Raw genomic sequence first — 17,394 nt, 5'->3', positions numbered from 1 at the left:
CCAGCCTTGAAGAGGTGATCGCGATCAGAAAGTCTTGGTGATCGACACCTTGAACGTACGGCCCGGCTCCGAATACCACTCCTGCGGCTGCGACGCCGTCACCGAGGTCAGGTTGACGTCGCGCACGGCGAGCGCATTGTAATGCTCCTGATCGAAGATGTTGTAGACACCTCCCTGGATCCGCAGACCCTTCAACTGTTCCGGCGTCCACCATGCCGTCAGATCGACGACACCATAACCGGGCGCATCGAATGTGGTCGTAACATCGTCGTCAGGCATGGCTGCCGAAAGCGTCGAGGAAAGATCAAAACCGTAGTTGTCGTTGCTCCAACCGCCGCCGATGATCGCCTTGAAGGGAGCAACCGATCGCAAATATTTGCCTGTATCCTCGTTGCGGCCATAGGCATAGGCAAGCGACGCATGCAGGTTGATGCCGTTGTTGAACGTCTTGACGGCACTGGCTTCAACACCCGAAATCGTGGCGGCAGACACGTTGGTGTAATTAAATGTCGTGAAGCCGGTCGCGTCGACGCTCGTCACCGTCTGGATAAAGTTCTGGTAGCGGGTGTGGAAAGCCGCAATCCGACCGGTAAAATCGCCCGTGTCGAAATTGGCGCCGATTTCGACGCCGCGGCCGATTTCCGGTTCCAGATCAGGATTGCCAAGCTGGGCATAACGACCCGTCGGGTTGTAGAAGCGGCTGTAAAGCTCGTCCACGGTGGGTGCACGGAAACCGACTGCCAGCTGTGCGTAAATCTGCACGTCAGGCGTCAGCTCGTATGTCGCAAGAATCTTCGGCGACAGGCCGGCTTCCGTCCGATCGTTCAGGTCCCCGAAACGGGTAAGCCCGGTATTGTTTGCGAAACTTCCGCCGGTCGAGGGATTGTAGTTGAACCAGTCGAAGCGAAAGCCGGGTGTCAGCGCGAAGCCGGTATTGCCGATTTCGATCTTGTCTTCGAAGGTCAGCCCAAGATTCTGGCTGTCGACATTGGGCACCTCCGCCTGGTTGTTCAGCGCCGGGCACGTTGTGGGCGTCGGGCAAAGGGCCCAGCTATACTGGCTCCAGCTCGAAACGCCCACGTCGAGACCAACGCGAACGGAATGGCTGAGACCGGAATATTCGAAATCCTTCGTCGCCGTGCCGCTGAAGCCCCAGGTTTCGTTTTCTATCTGGTTGTTACGGCCATAAGCCACATTGGCAGTCGTACGGCCTCTGCTGCCGGCTTCCTTCTTCAAATCCAACCAGTAAAGCGTGGCTCGCGCACTGCTGAAGAATGCGTCGGAAGACTGCGCCTCATAATCGTAATCGAGAGAAACGCGGTCGCGGTCGCGCAATTCGCGGCCGTCATAATTGTCGATCAGGAAGTTGCGGGGCGTAGTGCCGCCCTGGAGCTCGCGCAGGTCGGTCTTGAGATCGCGCCGGAAGCGTTCGGCCGTCAGGCCGATGCGGTGACCACCTTCGAGCTCCTGGCGCAGCTTGAAGAGCAGGTTGTGCTGGTCGAAATCGGCGGGATCCGCCTCGGTACGAGGACGGCCATAGCTGTCATTGTCACCCATATTGTCGCGTTCATGGCCCTTGCGGTAGCCGCCCTGAAACAGGATCGACGTGTTGCCGATCTTCTTGGCAGCCGCCGCCGAGCCGGAAATGCTGCGGTCTTCGCTGTCGTATGTCGACTTGACGATCGCACCCCAATCCCGGCCTTCGGGAATAAGATCCTCCGGCTCGAGCGTATTGAGAACGATGGCGCCGCCGAGCATTCCCGAGCCTCCCTTGCTCGAATCCGCGCCGCGCACAATATCGAGCGAGGAAAGCGAATCGAAATCGAAGGTGTCGCCGCCGCCATTGGCGTTGGCCGGCGCGAAAGCGCCTTGGCGCGAACTATTCGAAAGATACGGGATCGGAATGCCGTCGATGGTGGTCAGGATGCGAGCGCCGGAAAGGCCGCGCAGGTTGAAGCCCGCGTCGCCGCGTGAATAGTTCACACCTGCATCGACGCTGCGGCCGATATCGTCAAAATTGGTGACCTGCTTTTCTTCCAGCGTCTTGGCGGTGATCTCGGTCGCAAGCGGCGTGTCGGCGACGCTGCCCGGCGCCACGCGTTTGCCCTTGACGACGATCTTCTGCAGGACGGTGCTGTCATCCGCCGTGGCTTGTGGCGTGGTTGCCGGAGCGCTTTGCGCGAAAGACTGCGAAACAGGAAGAACAACTGTGGCTGCCGTGCAGACCAATAGAACCGAACGCCAATGCCGGACGATCATAACCTACCCCTTAATGATGATTACCGGGCTGGCTGGTCGTGGCGCGTCGAACGCTCGATGGGCTGGCTGGGCTTTTGCGGATGAAGACGATGCAGAATTTCGCCTTCTTTTTGCCGCATAAAAAACATGAGAAGTATTGTCAACATAAACCAGCGACTTATGTTGAATAAAACTATCAAGTTTTAATGATCTCTCCCGACGTTGCGAAATTGCAACGAAATCCGCCCGCTTGCGTTATCCCTAGCTATCGACACCAGGGAATCGGATGCGTTGAGAAAACTTGCGATACTGGCGATCCTTCTCGCCGCAACCGCCGTTCTTGCCGGTGCCCGCCTGCCCGTTCACGGCCCTCTGCCACAACAAAGGCCGGATATCGAGGGCACTTCCGCACCCACCCCCGCTTCAAATGCCGGAGGCACGCAACCGCCGCCGGCCGCAGAAATGCCCACTCCTGAACCGAAGCCCGACAATCAAAAACCAGAGACCCAAAAACCAGAGACATCGATGCCGAACGAACCGGCGACGCCGAAAACCGAACCCGCCAAACCAATGCAGGGTCCGCCACTTCCCCCAGGGAAGGAAAACCCGCAGGGTCCGACTGAGGAGAACAAGCCCCCCGCCGCACAAACACTTGAGGAACAGCATCTGACGATCGAGCCCGAAAGCGATGCCGAACACGCCGAGTGCACGGCTGCGCTTCAGGCCCTGGGCGTCGTCTTCAAGGACGCGCCGCGCATCGACGACGGCAATGGCTGCGGCATCGACAAGCCGATCATCGTCTCCGAAGCCCTGCCCGGCATCAAGCTGAAGCCGGAGGCGACGATCCGTTGCCCGGCAGCCCTTGCCCTTGCCCGCTGGATGAAGGAGAGCGTCATCCCGGCGGCCTCCACCGCTCTGCCGGAACGGGGCCGTATCACCACTGTCAACCAGGCAACGTCCTATATGTGCCGCCTGCGGAACGGCGCCGAAACGGGCAAGATCTCCGAACATGCCCGCGGCAACGCCATCGACATTGCGAGCTTCCATTTCGAAAAGGGCGAGGATGTCGCCGTCCGCTCTCGCCGCGAGGATCCGACGCTCACCGGCGCCTTCCAGCGCACCGTCAGCGCCGCCGGCTGCCTCTACTTCACCACCGTCCTCGACCCGGAAAGCGACGCCGCCCACGAAACGCATTTCCATCTCGACGTCATCGAGAGGAAGGGCAACTATCGTTATTGTCACTAAAGCATAATGCTGAAAGCAAAGCCGGATGGCGGCGAGCTTGCGTATCGCATGGTCCTTCTCGGCAGGCCGAAAGGCCAAGCGCAATCTGCTTGGCCTCCAGATGCGACATTGCCGCTCAGCACCCCGACTTCCGCTTACGGCGCGTGAAGCAGACTTTCCGGTGGATCGCGGTTTCAAGCCGCCAGGCTTGCGATCCTTTGGACCAGCCAGAACATCGCGGCCGTGCCCACGAAGTAGGCTGCCCCCTGACGTGCCAGCGTGGGCCGTATTGTGCTCAAGGCGCCCGCCACCTTGAACAGGATCAGCACTGCGGCCACGAAGATCAGCTGTCCCGCCTCGACGCCAAGGTTGAATGTCAGAAGGCCGAGCGGCACATCCGATTGCGGCAGACCGATCTCCTTGAGAGCGCCAGCAAAGCCGAAACCATGCAGCAGCCCAAACGCGAAAGCCACGACCCACGGATAGCTCTCGGAAAGTCGCGTTTCGCCCGGCCTGATCTTGATCAGTTCGCTGGCGACAAACGCTATGCTGAGGGCAATCGTTGCTTCTACCGGCTTCTGGGGCAGACTGAAATATCCAAGCGACGCTCCAGCCAGAGTGATGCTGTGAGCGACGGTGAAGGCCGTGATCGTCTTCATCAGCATCCATCGATCCCGAATAAGCAGGATGAGAGCAAAAACGAAAAGCAGATGATCGATGCCGGAAAGGATGTGGTCTACCCCCAGCAGGAAATAGGTTTTCGCCACCGCGATGCTGGTTTGCGCGCCGGCTGCGGCGAAGGATGGCATTTCCGGCTTGAGACGGGCAATCTCCTTATTGCCGCGCGCGTATTCGATGCGGACCAGGGCATCGGTCATGGTTGACTGCAGCCCGTTGATACCGATTTCGCCACCTTTCAACCCGCCTGCGCAGGTGACCGTCCATCGCTCGATATATGCGCCACCTTCGATCGACTTCGTGCGCATGGCCTTCTCCCCGCACGAGACCGGCAGGCGAGCGTAAAGGCCGAGCCGCATCTCGCCTTGCGCCGGGATCTTCCAGACGACCGCGAACTCGTTCGGGGCGGTTTCCCGCATATCGAGATAAGCTGGTCGAATTTCATGGCCGTATCCCGGCTCGCTTAGAAATACCAGGAGGAGTAGGCCCAGTAGGGCTCCGAGCCGCATCATGGGCTGGTTTTCGCGTCGGTTAGGCTCTCGATGCGCACGACATACCCTTTGAGAAGCTCCGCAAAACGTTGGTCATCGAGTTCCCTCCGTTTTGCATTGATCCACTCGCGCGTCACGGCGTCGCGCACCTCGTCGAGGCTCGGCACTTGGCCTGGCTTGCGTTCCACCACCCGGACGAGATGAAATCCAAAGCTCGAAAGGACGGGACCTGTCCACTGCCCCACAGGAGCCTTGTCGAGTGCCTCGGCGAAATCCATCCCGAAAGTCTGAGCGATCGATGTCTTGTCGGTAAGTGGCAGATCGGACGGAAGCATAGTGGCATCGCCGAGCGATGTGTAATCTACCGCAGGATTGGTCAGCAGTACCTGCAGGTTGGAGGTTGCGTCCCGTGCGACTGTCTCGCCACGCCGCTCCGGGTTGAGGAAGATCTGTTGGAATGCCAGCTTCGCATCGACATCGAACGCCCTCGGATTGGCCGCCAGATAGGCCTCCAGTTCAGCATCGGTGGCACCGAGCGCATCGGCGTCCGCGACGTTCAGGAACTCCATCTTCTGGCGCAAGCGGCGACGAACAACCGTGTCGTCCTTGTCGAGCCCAAGCGCAAGCGCCTGACGAACGAGGATCTCCTCCTTCACATAGTCGTCGATGAGGCCCTTGAGTTCTTCCGCAGTCGGTGAACGCTGCCAGGTCTTGGTGAACAAGATGGCCATCTGCTCGATCTTCGGTGCCGTTACCACGATGCTGTCCGGCCTGTCTTTCGCGTCGGTGCCGATTGCCCCATAGGCCGCGAAAATTAGTAGCGCGAACAGCAGGAAGTGGACCAGCGGCTCCCTCAAAACACTCTTCAACACCATCGCACTTGCTCGTTTACGGAGTGAATGGGCCCGAAAGGTTCGGCGGCCCACATAGCCGCCGGCATCGTGAAAAAATGCCCTTACATCAAGGCGTATACCAGATCGGCGAGGTGTAAGCGCGTTCGGTGACGGTCATCCGCGTCCCCTCCAGCGGCTTGACGCCGAACCGCTTGGCGTCATAGGCGGTCCAGCGCGGTGTCGGAATCTCAATGACGCGCCCGTAATAGAAGGCCTTCTGCTTCGGATCGAAGCCCGGATCCTTCCAGACCGCGATCAATTCCGGTGCGCCGATGGTATTGGTCCAATTGGCATTCCCGATGTCCACAGTGTTGCCGACAGGCGGCACCTTGCCGTCGGCGCCCGGCTTGCGGTCGCCGCCCCAGACAACGTCGTAAACCTCTTCGCGGGTCTCGCCGTTCTCGTCGAGCCAGCCCTTCACAATCTGGTAGCGGTCGAGATTGGCCCCGATCGGATCCCTCAGCGCAGCGACGAGGAATGTCGGCGCCCTGCCTTCCGGGGCGGTAGTGAGGTCGCCGCCCATAGGCACGCCCTTGCTATATCCGACAGCGCCGGGATTGCGGCTCTGGGCATCGGCCGGCTCGAAGTCCCAGCCGCCAAAGAAGCGCACGGTCATGCGTGGTCCAGTAGTGGCGTAAGTCTCCTTGCGCTGCATCGCATCCCAGATCGACTCTCGGGTATTTTCCATCGCCCAGACGGCGGCATAACCCGACGCACCCACTTCCCAATCCATGACCATGATATTCGTTTTAGGATTTTTTACGAAAGTCGCCGTGAGACGCTCCGGGCTTGGCTCTTGCGGCGTGGTCTTGCCGAAGAAGTTTTCCTCCTCCATGGCCGCAAGTCCTGTATGCGCATCGGAACTGCCGACCAAGCCGAACTTATACGGATTCGTGCCAAGCTGCGCTTCGAGCTTGAGGCCATTTCGCAATGCGGACCGCGTATATTCGAACTCGAGCATATCCGGAGTTTTGGGGACGCTGGCATCGAGATTGCCGAAATCCCAGATCTCGAAATCGGCGAACTCGTCGTTTGGAGACAGAGTGGGATGGGCCTCACCGGTACCCTTCGTCTGGCTTGTCTCGTAGAGACGTTCCCACTTTGCACGCTCCTCGACATATTCTTTGTCGACCGGCTTGCCAGTGAATGACTCGATCATCGGAAACATGCGACCGTTAGACAGGTTGCCGTTATGGGCGATCGCCAGCACATTGCCGCCTGTCTTCTCTTCATACGCCTGCATCCATTTCCACAGGTCGCGGGGGTTGTCACTGCCCAACGGCTTCAGGGTCGTGTAGGGAACGACCTGATCCGCCTTGTCGCCGTTGTCGCGGAAGATCACATTGCGATGCAGATTGTTTCCTGCAGTGTTCGAGGTCCACTCGTAGCCGATAAAGGCGGTGAATCGGCGGGGATCGTTGTACTCCTCGGCGGCTTTTACCGTATCCTGCCACGCTGTCTTGTAGGGACGCGTCTCCGGGCCATAGATCATCGACTTAGGAAGCGTTCCCTTGCCGAAGCTGAAGATGATCTCCAGCGCTGCCGTGCCGCCGTCACCCGACTTGATCATATCGTACCAAGTCTTGGCCTGCGGATCGGCGATAACATCCGGCTTACCGGCAAAAAGATCAGGAAACATGCCCATATTATCGGAATGGTCTGCGACCACCAGGAAATCGAGTGGCCGCGACAGCTTGGCCGGTTGGCCGCTCGACGCCATGATTTCCTCACCGCGCGCGAAGCGATATGCATCGCGGGGCGTCAGCCTCGCACCGAATGCCCCGGCATCAAACGACGCTCCGGTGTGTAAATGAGTGTCGCCGAAAAACGGCCGGGTCGGAAAGTTACGCCCTGCATAGGGCGAATAGGCCGGCTTGCTGGCAAACGCCCTATTGGCGGTGGCCTTATCGAGCGCGCCGATATCCGTGGCCTCCTGGGCTGCGGTCGCCAAGGGAAAGCCCAGACTGATGAGCCCGGCAAGAATCAGCTTCACGGATGTGTTTTTCATCGTTCCCCCCTTTTTCTTCCGCGTCATACTGACATCGCCTGACGGGGCATCCTTTGATCTGCCTCAACGACAGGACCCCTGCCTCCCGGTCCTCGGTCATCTCTAGGCGTGTTGTCGTGAATGCGGCCTCAATCATAGCACGCCGCCAAAACCTGTTCAGTCTCTCATTTTACAACCTCCAGAAGAAATCTAACTCATGTAGCATCTGGTTTCTGCAAACGCATCGCGGCCTGCCAGTTTGGCTTTGGCCGAGAACTGAACGTTGAACGAGCATGATGGGCATGGCGGTCGTTGGCGCTTCTGCAAATACCTCAACGGCCCGTCTATGTCCGATCCATCTGAAACCGGACGTTGCTGTTTGTGAGCAGAGGACATAATTGTTTCAAAAGCCTGCAATCAACGATTGAATCAGGCCGTGAAATATCCAAATCAAAGATGCAAAAGCAAAGACAAGGGTTGGCGGCGAATGAAGATCATCGCATACCTGATTGCGGCTCTCTTTTTCGTCGCCATTGGATCGGTTACCGGCGAACTGCCTTGGTTCCTTGTCATCGGAATGCTGTTTTCCGCCCCTCTGGAAAAGCTGTTCATCTGGCTGTTCATCGATCCGGACTTTGAGAAGCGCCCGCGTCGTCTGGCCGAACGGCCCGTCCAGCGCTCCCAGGATCAGAACAATCCCTCGATATAACCTTGATCGTTGAGGAAAATCCGCTCCGCCGATGGCGATTTCGGCAGGCCGGGCATCGTCATGATCTCGCCGGTGATGGCGACGACGAAACCGGCTCCCGCCGAAAGCCGCACCTCTCGCACCGTGACGATATGGCCTTCCGGCGCGCCGCGCAGGTTCGGATCGGTCGAGAAGGAATATTGCGTCTTCGCCATGCAGATCGGCAGCTTGCCGTAACCCTGCTCTTCCCATGTCTGCAACTGGTCGCGCACCGCCTTGTCGGCAGTCACCTCGCCGGCGTGATAGATCTTCGAGGCGACGATCTCGATCTTCTCGAACAGCGAAAGATCGTCGCCGTAGAGCGGCTGGAATTTCGCCTGTCCTGACTCGGCCAGTTCCACCACCTTGTGTGCCAGTTCCTCGATGCCGGCCGAACCCAGCGCCCAATGCTGGCAGAGGATCGCCTCGGCGCCGAGCCTCGAGACGAATTCCTTCACCGCGGCGATCTCGGCATCGGTGTCCGAGACGAAATGATTGATCGCCACGACGACGGGCACGCCGAAACGGCGGACATTGGCGACGTGCCGGCCGAGATTGGCGCAGCCCTTCTTCAATGCGACGACATCCTCCGTGCCGAGATCGTCCTTCTTCACCCCGCCATTCATCTTCAGCGCCCGGACGGTGGCGACGATCACCGCCGCATCCGGCTTCAGCCCGGCCTTGCGGCACTTGATGTCGAAGAATTTCTCCGCGCCGAGATCGGCGCCGAAGCCTGCTTCCGTCACCACATAGTCGCCGAGCTTCAGCGCCGTCTTTGTCGCCGTTACCGAATTGCAGCCATGGGCGATGTTGGCGAAGGGCCCGCCATGCACGAAGGCCGGATTGTTCTCCAGCGTCTGCACGAGGTTCGGCTGCATCGCATCTTTCAACAGCACCGCCATGGCGCCGTCGGCTTTCAGGTCGCGCGCATGCACCGGTGTCCTGTCGAAACGATAGCCGATGATGATGTCGCCGAGCCGCCGCTCCAGATCCTTGAGATCGGTGGCAAGGCAGAGGATCGCCATCACCTCGGAGGCGACGGTGATGTCGAAGCCGCCCTGGCGCGGAAAGCCGTTGGCAACGCCGCCGAGCGAAGAGACCATGCTGCGGAGTGCCCGGTCGTTCATGTCCATGACCCGCCGCCAGGTGATGCGGCGGATGTCGATATTCTCTTCGTTGCCCCAGTAGATGTGGTTATCGACCATCGCCGCCAGCAGATTGTGCGCCGAGGTGATCGCATGGAAGTCGCCGGTGAAATGCAGGTTGATGTCTTCCATCGGCACGACCTGCGCGTAACCGCCGCCGGCCGCCCCGCCCTTGACGCCGAAGCAGGGGCCGAGAGAAGCCTCACGAATGCAGACAATCGCCTTTTTGCCGATCCGGTTCAGCCCGTCGCCGAGCCCGACGGTGGTCGTCGTCTTGCCCTCGCCCGCCGGCGTCGGATTGATCGCGGTGACGAGGATCAGCTTGCCGTCCTTCTTGCCTGTCTGCGCGGCGATGAACTCGGCGCTGACCTTTGCCTTGTCGTGACCATAGGGAGCGAGCTGCTCGACCGGAATGCCGAGCTTCGCCCCGATCTCGAAAATCGGCTTCTTGGCTGCGGCGCGCGCGATCTCGATATCGGATTTGATGGATGGCATGAATGTTCCCCGTCCCGACCTCCGCAGACGCGGAGTTATTTGTTCTCTCTTTATCGGGATAGCGAAATATCGGCGGGGTGTGAATAGCGCCGCGCCTTGCGGCCGCCACGCCGGATGTTTATGTGGCGGGCAACGATCGCGGTTTTACAGGGTGAAGACATGAAAGCACTGGAACTCATCATCGAGCGCATCATCCTGTCGAGCCGCTGGATCCTCGTCGCCTTCTATATCGGCCTGGTAGCGGCGCTCGCCGTCTACGCGGTTTCCTTCGGCTACAAGCTCCTGAAGATCGCTTCCGGCGTCTTCGCCCTCGACGAGGCGGAGATGATCCTTGCCATGCTCAGCCTGATCGATGCGGCCCTCGTCGCCAGCCTGATCGTCATGGTGATGATCTCGGGTTACGAGAATTTCGTCAGCCGCTTCGACGAGGCCAGCGAGGCCGACAACGAGGTCTCCTTCCTCGGCAAGCTCGATTCAGGCAGCCTCAAGATCAAGGTCGCCTCCTCGATCGTCGCCATCTCCTCCATCCACTTGCTGCAGGTCTTTCTCAACGCCGACCAATACGAGGACGGCAAGATCATGTGGCTCACGCTGATGCACCTCGCCTTCGTCGCCTCCGCCGTCATGCTCGGCTTCCTGGAGAAGCTCATGAGCGTCACGTCAAAGAACGATTTGAAGGATAAGGCTTAGAGGACGGCACAGGGGGCCCTTTGAGCGGGTGAACAAACAGCTGCCCGACGCAAAACGCCGAGCTATGCTCTTTCGCGTCCCGATATCAATTGACCGAAGCAGCAGCAGGAACGGTCTCTGCTTCAGCTTTCCTGGGGCATCGAAGGCTTTCCTTGGCATCCGGCCCACACAGGTGATAACCGGGCTCCTCATCATAAGGGATGATCCCATTGATGATGCCAAGCTCGAGCGCCTGAGAAGGAAGCATGATACTTCCTCGCTCAGTTGATGTGGCAGGCATCATCGTCTCGTATGTTTCGGCACTGACGCCCATCTCGTCGAAATAAGCGAAAAATCTCGTATATTCAGCCGTCGTGGGCCTAACGAGGCCGATCGCCGAATATCCGACAATCCGCGGCGTTCCGCTCATCAGGACAAGCGTACAGGTCGAAAGGCAGTACGCACGGCCGGCAAAGACTTCGCCTTCGGTCGGTCCGCTTTTGCCGATGCTGGCTATGCAACGCGGATCCAGCTTAGGACAATTCGGCAATTGCGTTCTGCCAATTGATGTCTCCAGACCTGCCGCACGGATCATACGCCCCATCGCGAAAGCCGCATCCATGTCCCCGCCATTAGACTGAAGGACGACCGGCAGCTTTCTTTCGCCGAGCGTCATCAACATCGCCTTCAGCCGAGCCGGCGTGTCCGGCGTGATGTCTCCATCCGCGGAAATCCACTGCGTGCACTCCTCCTGGCAATTGCCATTGTACATCAGGAGAAAGTCCATCGGTCGGGTTCTCGGCAGTCTCTCGCTTATGTCTGCGGCCGCATCCTGCACGGGCGACTCAAACACCGGCGTCTCAGATACAGGCGCCTTAGCCGCCACGGGCGCTTCGGCTACCGGATGGCCGTGACACACAGCTTCGGCCGCTGCATCCGGCGCGCAGAGCGGCATGCCGGGCCACTCATTGTAAGACAGCATGTCCGTGATGAGACCTGTTCGAAGTGCCTCTGCAGCCGGTACGATATTGATGTTGTCAGGCGTGGCGCTCATCATCAGACCGATCACATCTTCGCTGACGCCCATTTCTTTCAAATAGGCCGTCAAGGCAGCGGTAGCCTTCTTTCCAAGTTTGGTGGAACTGCTCTGCCCCGCCACCTTGCGCCCAACCTCCTTGCGGGAGATTTCCTTCTTCTTGCCGTTCACGATCTTGTATTCGATGCGATAGGAAACACGCACCTTGTTGTAGACGGTCGTGATCTGGTGGACGCCGATAAAGGCCCATTGCGACGAGACACGCGACGCACCGCCCGCTAACGCCAGCGGACAGGCGGAAAGACAGTATGCACCAGCAGAATAAGTGTAGCCGCCCGAGGCACCGTCCTTCGCAATAGCGGCTTCGCAGCGCGTATCCCCAACGGGGCACCCCTTCAGCCGCGTACCGCCTACCGCCGTTTCCAGCCCGGCCTTGCGAATTATCCGGCCCATCGCATAGGCGGCATCGACATCGCCACCCTCCGAACGGAAGACGACAGGCAACTTCCGGCCGCCGATCTTCTTGAGAATTTTTCTCAGCCGCGCGGGGGTATCGGACGTTATGCGTCCCTCCGCCGATATCCATTCCGGACAGTTTTCCTGGCAGAGAAAACTACGCACGAGGATGAAGCTCATCGGCGGCTGTGCTGCCTTCTTCTTCTCGGCAGCCTGCGAGGTTACCGCTCCGATCGGTAAGGTCAAAAGGAGAAAAACAAGTAATGATCTGGAAAATAGACACTTCACCAAAAAGGAAACTGCAAAGCGCACGATTAAATTGCCTCAGTTGTACTGAACATACGCTTAGCAATTGGATTGAACACCAGCAAGCCGGATTTCGACGCCCGCTGCGGCCCTCTTAGGCTTGTTCTCTCATTCGCAATCCGGCTTACATGGCGCCCCGCTGCGGCAGTGTTCACGCAGTTCATCTGCTCCAGCGCAAAGCGCTGCAGGTGGACCGGTCCATCGCCTTTACGCCGGTGCGAGAAGACCGGAGTTCTCATCGAACTCACTCAGGTGATTCTCCGCCTGCCCTGCTGCGTGAGGCCATAGCTATGCCGTCACGAAGCGCCTCAAGATACCGCAACGTTATCTTTGCAAGTCGAAACTCAATCAGAGCGCGATCTCCCGTGGCTAATTTCTCACAATTTGAATGAATCGGCCTGCCTTAAGTTAATTGGGGCTAGCATCCTGCAGATTTTCTGTGTTTGATAGCGGTAACATTGAGGCTGCCGGAGGCGTACAAATGTCTTACATGACTACCTCTGAAAGACAGTCATTGCTTTCGGCAGAGCTTGCGACCGCTCGAACGCGCAGCCTTTTTGCGCAGGCGCTCGGCAGGGTTTCCACAGCCTTCGGATTGTCGCATGCGACGCTGATGCACGCCCCCTCCCCCGAAGACCTTCTCTTGAAACCTCTGCTGATCGAGAGCTCGCTTCCGGCCGCCTATGTCAGGGATTTCGACCGCGCCCACATGATGCGCGGCTGCCCTTTCGGCCTAAGGCTGAGGCAGTCCGCTGTGCCGCCGGCTTGGCATCTCAACGACGCCGTCAGTGGTCAGGCCTTTCCCGCCGAACTGCGCGCCCTGATGTTGCGCCATGCCATACCGGCAGGCGTTGCCATGCCGACCATCGCAGCCGACGGCCAGCGCCTGGTCTTTTGGTTCTGCGGCGAGCGCACCGCACTCGGCCAGAGCGAGATCAACGAGCTGGTAATGATCATTCTCCATGCACTCGATGCATACAATGCAGTCAAGCGCAACGAGGAATGCGCGCATACCGCGCTATCGAACCGAGAACTAGAAGTTGTGCGATGGACGGCCCAGGGCAAGACCTCGATCGAAATCGGCCAGATCCTGACGCTCTCGGACCATACGGTGAACGCCTATATGACGAATGCGATCAAAAAACTCGATTGCGTCAACCGCACCCAGTTGGTAGCTAAGGCAATTCGATTGAAGCTGATCAACTGAGGAATCGGAAGAGAGTCGGCACGTCGTCCCGTGATCTGGGGGAATCGTGCCTCTTCACTTCGAACAGCCCGTCATTGACAAGACAGAACAATCCCGCGCCCACATCGGCATTACCGATGCGGACGTCGTCCAGATGCTCGCTGCCTACCGTCTTTTTGGCTTTTGGCGCATCGACATCGAGACAGGACATTTCTTTGCAAGCGAGGATGTCCACGCGATCTTCGGCCTCCCTTACAGCGACGGCCCTGTCAACCTGACAGAGCTGATGTCGCGCATCCACGAGGAAGACCGCAGCCTGATCGCCCAAACCTTCGAAGAAGCAAGCCTTCACGGCGTCGGCTTCCATTTCGTCTATCGCGTCGACAATCGGCTTGGCGGCTATAAGCTGGTGCGCAGCGTCGGCCGCTTCCGTGACGATGAAAGCGGCGGCGGCATCGTCGGCGTCACCTATGAATTCGTCGAAAGACTGCGCGTCGTCGGCTTCGAGGACAACACGATACCCCGCTGATTCAACAACGATAGCGCGTCCTGCTGGACGCGCAGGATCCAAAGCATGTCGCGCGACACCGACATGCGTAAAATCAAAGAGCCAAAGCGCGAGGAGCGACTGAAAGATCGCGACGCGCTTTAGCGGTCGAGCACTGAACGGATCTCGACGAGGTTCGAGCGCACCCTCAGAATATAGAAGCCCATCGTGGCGAGATGGCTCGGCATGATCCAGCCATCCTCACGCCCGTTCGAGATGATCGCCGGCTGAATGCGCAGCGCCGACTGGAACTGCCGCATGGTCCCGCCCCAGATCGCTCCGAGATTGCGTTCCGCCACCACCTGCGAGAAATCCGCCTGAGCCGCCGCCATGATCGCGTAATAGCCGTAGAGCTGGCCGTAGGCGAACCAGAACCGGTCGTCGGCACGTGTATCGAACCAGCCACGGTTGTGGTTTTCCGAACGCTCGGCGAGCATGTCGGAGGTGCCGCCGAGATCGTTGGCGATGCGGTCGATGAATTGGACGAGATTGTCGGCACGTCCGTCGAAAATGGCGTTGCAGAGGGCGAGATCGGTGTTGAACTTGCGCAGGCTGCCGATCGCCGAGCGATAATAGGAAGGCGTCGGCGTCTTCGGCCCGAAGGGATTGAGCCCGAAATACCAGCTATATTCGTCGAACTGCAGGTTGCCACGTGCGTTCTGCAGGTCGTTGTTGATGCCCGATGTGCCGCGCACACGTCCGAGCGTATCGACAAGCTCCACCGAGGTTCGCCGGACCGCCTGGTTGACGCCGCGTTGGAACGACGCCTTGTTGTCGAGGAAGGGCGTGTGATCCCAGTCGATGCCGAAGAAACCCATCTTGTAGAGCACCATGGAGGAGATCCATGCGTTCTGGTTGACATTGAAATCGGTCAGATCGGCCGCGACGTCGACGATCGCCGAGCGCTGGCAGGTCTTCGGCGCCGTCGTATTGGCGCCCTCGGCGACCGGCACATCCTGCCCGGCGGCGACCTTGCGCTCCGAAAGCCGATATTGGTCGACAAAGGCGGTGTTAAAATTCGACCAGACCTGCGTCTCCCAGAAAAAATAGCCGTAGAGCGCGACCAGCAGCGCCACGAACGCGATGACCGGCAACCGGATCATCCAGCTCCGGCGCTGATACCAGCCGTGCGCGGCAAGAAAGGGCCAGAAGGCCCAGGCGGAAAACAGGCGGGCCCAGCGGCCGATCATCTGGCCGATCAGCCTGAAAAAACCGGCTATCCGGTCAAGCATCGTCGTCTCCTGTCAGGCGAGGCGAACATCGGGACATTGCCGCCCCGCTGCATCCCACATATGCGCTCGATGGGCCGAGCACAACACGAGCCCTTCGATTTTCCGGAATGAAAGCATTGGGAAGAGGGGTATTGTCTGCGCCTGTGGGTCAGGAGCGCAGGAAAGGCAGGCTGAAACGGAAGGACCTGCGCGCTGTGTCGATCAGAGGTGCTCCCGATGTTTCCGGCGGCAGTTCGGCATAGGTCGGGAACCTTCTGGCGAATTCGAGATCGACACGGCTCTTGCGCCGCTCCAGATCCTGGGCGACCAGCATGCCCTTCTCGAACAGCCTGATCGGCGCAGCGATATCAGGAAAGAGTTCCGGCTTGATCCTCACCTTCATGCCTGGCCGGTCGGTATCGACCTGCGCCTGGTAGATGATCAGCCGCTCCTCTACGTCGATCAACAGCTTGCGCAGCAGCAGGTTGCAGGCAGCGATCCGACCATTCAGCGAATCGACAAAAGCCTGGAACAGGCCGATGAAGCGCTCACGCCGCTGGCTGTCGTCGCGCATCTCGTGTTCCCCGGCGGAAATCCGCTCGGCTTCCGCCTTCAGCGCCCGCCGCTCCGCCTCCATCTGCTCCCAGTGCGCCCTGTTACCATAGACGCCGATACGGCCTTGCGTCGTCAGCGCCTTGGCATTGAGCTCCTTCATCTTGAGACGGGCGATATCGATGGAAACGACCAGTCGGCGCCTTTGCTCGACGATGTCGACGAGGTTGAGTTCGGCTGCCCTGTGCCGTTCGGTGAGCGCGGCGCGCTGGCCGGCGATCAGCCTGGCGAGCGCGTCCGATTTCGTCAGAAGGTCGAGCAGCCGTTCGATGACCGGCGCCTCGCGCACGCGTTCCGTATACATGCGCCACATCCGCTGGCGCGACACCCAGCCGGCCATCTTCTCACGCGGCGTCAGCCCCCGGAAACTATCGAGATCGGCAGAAACCTCGGCCGTCAGCCGGTCGAGGGAAAAAACCAGCTCGGCCAGTTGGGCGTCAAGCGTCGCAGCATCGGCGATATGTGCTTGGAAGCGGGCATTCTGCTCGAGGAAGACCTCGTCGGCCGACCGTGTTTCGTCGCCGCCGAAGGCGCCGATCGCGGCCACGCAATAGGACCCCTCGGCCGCAATCCTCTCGGCAAGGCTGTCGGCGGCTTCGTACTGGCTGTCGAATGGCGGGGGTTTGCGCACCTGATCTCTCCAGGGAATCTCCTGACCCCAAGCTAGTCGCTTGCGGCGCCAAAGAAAACAGGCGGCGTCGCCGGCTTCAGACCGGCTCGGCGATCCAGGCACCGTTCATCGCGTCGTCCCAATGCCTGCGGCAGAGCGAGACATATTTCTCGTTGCCGCCGACATCGATCTGGGCGCCTTCGTGCAACACTTTTCCTTCTCCGTCGAGCCGCACAACCATCGTCGCCTTGCGCCCGCAATGGCAGATCGTGCGCACTTCGCGCATTTCGTCGGCGATCGCCAGCAGTTCCTGCGAGGCCGGAAACAGCTTGCCCTGGAAATCGGTTCTCAGCCCGTAGACCATCACAGGGATTCCGAGCCTGTCGACGACGCGGGCAAGCTGCCAGACATGGACAGGCGTCATGAAATGCGCCTCGTCGACGAAGATGCAGGAAATCGGTGCTCCTTCGCCGCTCAGCGTCCCAACCAACCGGAACAGATCCTCGTGCGGCTCGAAGGGAATGGCGCTCGCCTCCAAGCCGATCCGCGAGCCGATGACGCCTCGGCCCGCGCGCTCGTCGAAAGCGGCGATCAACTGCACCGTCCGCATGCCGCGCTCCTGGTAATTATAGGAGGCCTGCAGCAGCATCGTCGACTTGCCGGCGTTCATCGTCGAGTAGTTGAAATAGAGTTTTGCCATCCGATTTCTCCTTAATCGGCTTATTGAAAGCTTGGAATGGCAAAGAAAAGCCCCGTGACGGCGATAATCACAGGAATCCACGCTCAAAAACCGCCAAAAGCCCAGAAACTAAGGCGTCGCGAAAAAATCCACCGACGTCGCAATCGCATGGGTCGATACGACGCAAACGCACTGAGGTCGCTT

14 protein-coding genes are annotated in these 17,394 nt (G+C 59.5%); 5 read left to right on the top strand and 9 right to left on the bottom strand.

Annotated features, from left to right (window positions below):
• Nucleotides 1-24 precede the first annotated feature (24 nt).
• Complete coding sequence (locus AC1D2N_RS01680) at nt 25-2,259, bottom strand: TonB-dependent hemoglobin/transferrin/lactoferrin family receptor (protein WP_130729349.1); 2,235 nt, start codon at nt 2,257-2,259, stop codon at nt 25-27.
• A 270-nt stretch (nt 2,260-2,529) separates the two neighbouring features.
• Between AC1D2N_RS01680 and AC1D2N_RS01675 the strand changes: the two genes are divergently transcribed.
• The gene (locus tag AC1D2N_RS01675; protein ID WP_130729350.1) at nt 2,530-3,483 is read left to right on the top strand and encodes an extensin-like domain-containing protein; all 954 of its coding nucleotides are present in this window, start codon (nt 2,530-2,532) and stop codon (nt 3,481-3,483) included.
• A 173-nt stretch (nt 3,484-3,656) separates the two neighbouring features.
• On the opposite strand, the gene AC1D2N_RS01670 is transcribed toward AC1D2N_RS01675, so the two are convergent.
• The 3 genes from AC1D2N_RS01670 to AC1D2N_RS01660 form a co-directional block, all read right to left on the bottom strand.
• Entirely contained in the window at nt 3,657-4,652 is a 996-nt protein-coding gene (locus AC1D2N_RS01670; protein ID WP_026230712.1) for a HupE/UreJ family protein, read from the bottom strand.
• Complete coding sequence (locus tag AC1D2N_RS01665; RefSeq protein WP_032994462.1) at nt 4,649-5,506, bottom strand: peptidyl-prolyl cis-trans isomerase; 858 nt, start codon at nt 5,504-5,506, stop codon at nt 4,649-4,651. Before AC1D2N_RS01665 ends, AC1D2N_RS01670 begins: the two co-directional genes overlap by 4 nt.
• Nucleotides 5,507-5,591: 85 nt before the next feature.
• Nucleotides 5,592-7,532 (bottom strand): DUF3604 domain-containing protein, encoded by a 1,941-nt coding sequence (locus AC1D2N_RS01660; RefSeq protein ID WP_026230713.1) that lies wholly within the window; start codon nt 7,530-7,532, stop codon nt 5,592-5,594.
• Nucleotides 7,533-7,998: 466 nt separating this feature from the next.
• Between AC1D2N_RS01660 and AC1D2N_RS01655 the strand changes: the two genes are divergently transcribed.
• Nucleotides 7,999-8,220, top strand: a complete 222-nt coding sequence (locus AC1D2N_RS01655) for a hypothetical protein (RefSeq protein ID WP_018446713.1) — start codon at nt 7,999-8,001, stop codon at nt 8,218-8,220.
• Here the strand turns inward: AC1D2N_RS01655 and AC1D2N_RS01650 are convergent.
• The gene (locus AC1D2N_RS01650; RefSeq protein WP_018446714.1) at nt 8,199-9,878 is read right to left on the bottom strand and encodes a formate--tetrahydrofolate ligase; all 1,680 of its coding nucleotides are present in this window, start codon (nt 9,876-9,878) and stop codon (nt 8,199-8,201) included. The two genes, AC1D2N_RS01655 and AC1D2N_RS01650, sit on opposite strands and share 22 nt — an antisense overlap.
• Nucleotides 9,879-10,037: 159 nt before the next feature.
• On the opposite strand from AC1D2N_RS01650, the gene AC1D2N_RS01645 reads away from it, so the two are divergent.
• Entirely contained in the window at nt 10,038-10,568 is a 531-nt protein-coding gene (locus AC1D2N_RS01645; RefSeq protein WP_018446715.1) for a TIGR00645 family protein, read from the top strand.
• An 85-nt stretch (nt 10,569-10,653) separates the two neighbouring features.
• Here the strand turns inward: AC1D2N_RS01645 and AC1D2N_RS01640 are convergent, their stop codons facing one another.
• Nucleotides 10,654-12,351 (bottom strand): COG3904 family protein, encoded by a 1,698-nt coding sequence (locus AC1D2N_RS01640; RefSeq protein WP_026230715.1) that lies wholly within the window; start codon nt 12,349-12,351, stop codon nt 10,654-10,656.
• Nucleotides 12,352-12,826: 475 nt separating this feature from the next.
• Between AC1D2N_RS01640 and AC1D2N_RS01635 the strand changes: the two genes are divergently transcribed.
• Nucleotides 12,827-13,552 (top strand): helix-turn-helix transcriptional regulator, encoded by a 726-nt coding sequence (locus AC1D2N_RS01635; RefSeq protein WP_018243091.1) that lies wholly within the window; start codon nt 12,827-12,829, stop codon nt 13,550-13,552.
• 46 nt (nt 13,553-13,598) lie between these two features.
• Nucleotides 13,599-14,060, top strand: coding sequence for a PAS domain-containing protein (locus tag AC1D2N_RS01630; protein ID WP_018243092.1), 462 nt, complete (start codon nt 13,599-13,601; stop codon nt 14,058-14,060).
• A gap of 119 nt (nt 14,061-14,179) precedes the next feature.
• Here the strand turns inward: AC1D2N_RS01630 and AC1D2N_RS01625 are convergent, their stop codons facing one another.
• The 3 genes from AC1D2N_RS01625 to AC1D2N_RS01615 all read right to left on the bottom strand — a co-directional run bounded on the left by AC1D2N_RS01625 (nt 14,180) and on the right by AC1D2N_RS01615 (nt 17,211).
• A complete protein-coding gene (locus AC1D2N_RS01625) occupies nt 14,180-15,310 on the bottom strand; it encodes a DUF2333 family protein (RefSeq protein WP_018446718.1) in 1,131 nt (376 codons plus the stop codon).
• Between the two features lie 148 nt (nt 15,311-15,458).
• Complete coding sequence (locus AC1D2N_RS01620; protein WP_018446719.1) at nt 15,459-16,532, bottom strand: hypothetical protein; 1,074 nt, start codon at nt 16,530-16,532, stop codon at nt 15,459-15,461.
• A gap of 76 nt (nt 16,533-16,608) precedes the next feature.
• Nucleotides 16,609-17,211, bottom strand: a complete 603-nt coding sequence (locus tag AC1D2N_RS01615; protein ID WP_028732940.1) for a thymidine kinase — start codon at nt 17,209-17,211, stop codon at nt 16,609-16,611.
• Between the last annotated feature and the right edge of the window lie 183 nt (nt 17,212-17,394).

It is taken from the genome of Rhizobium sp. P1_B8 (assembly GCF_056406515.1).
The sequence above is the reverse complement of the archived record's forward strand: the minus strand, read 5'-3'. Positions and strand labels throughout refer to the sequence as shown.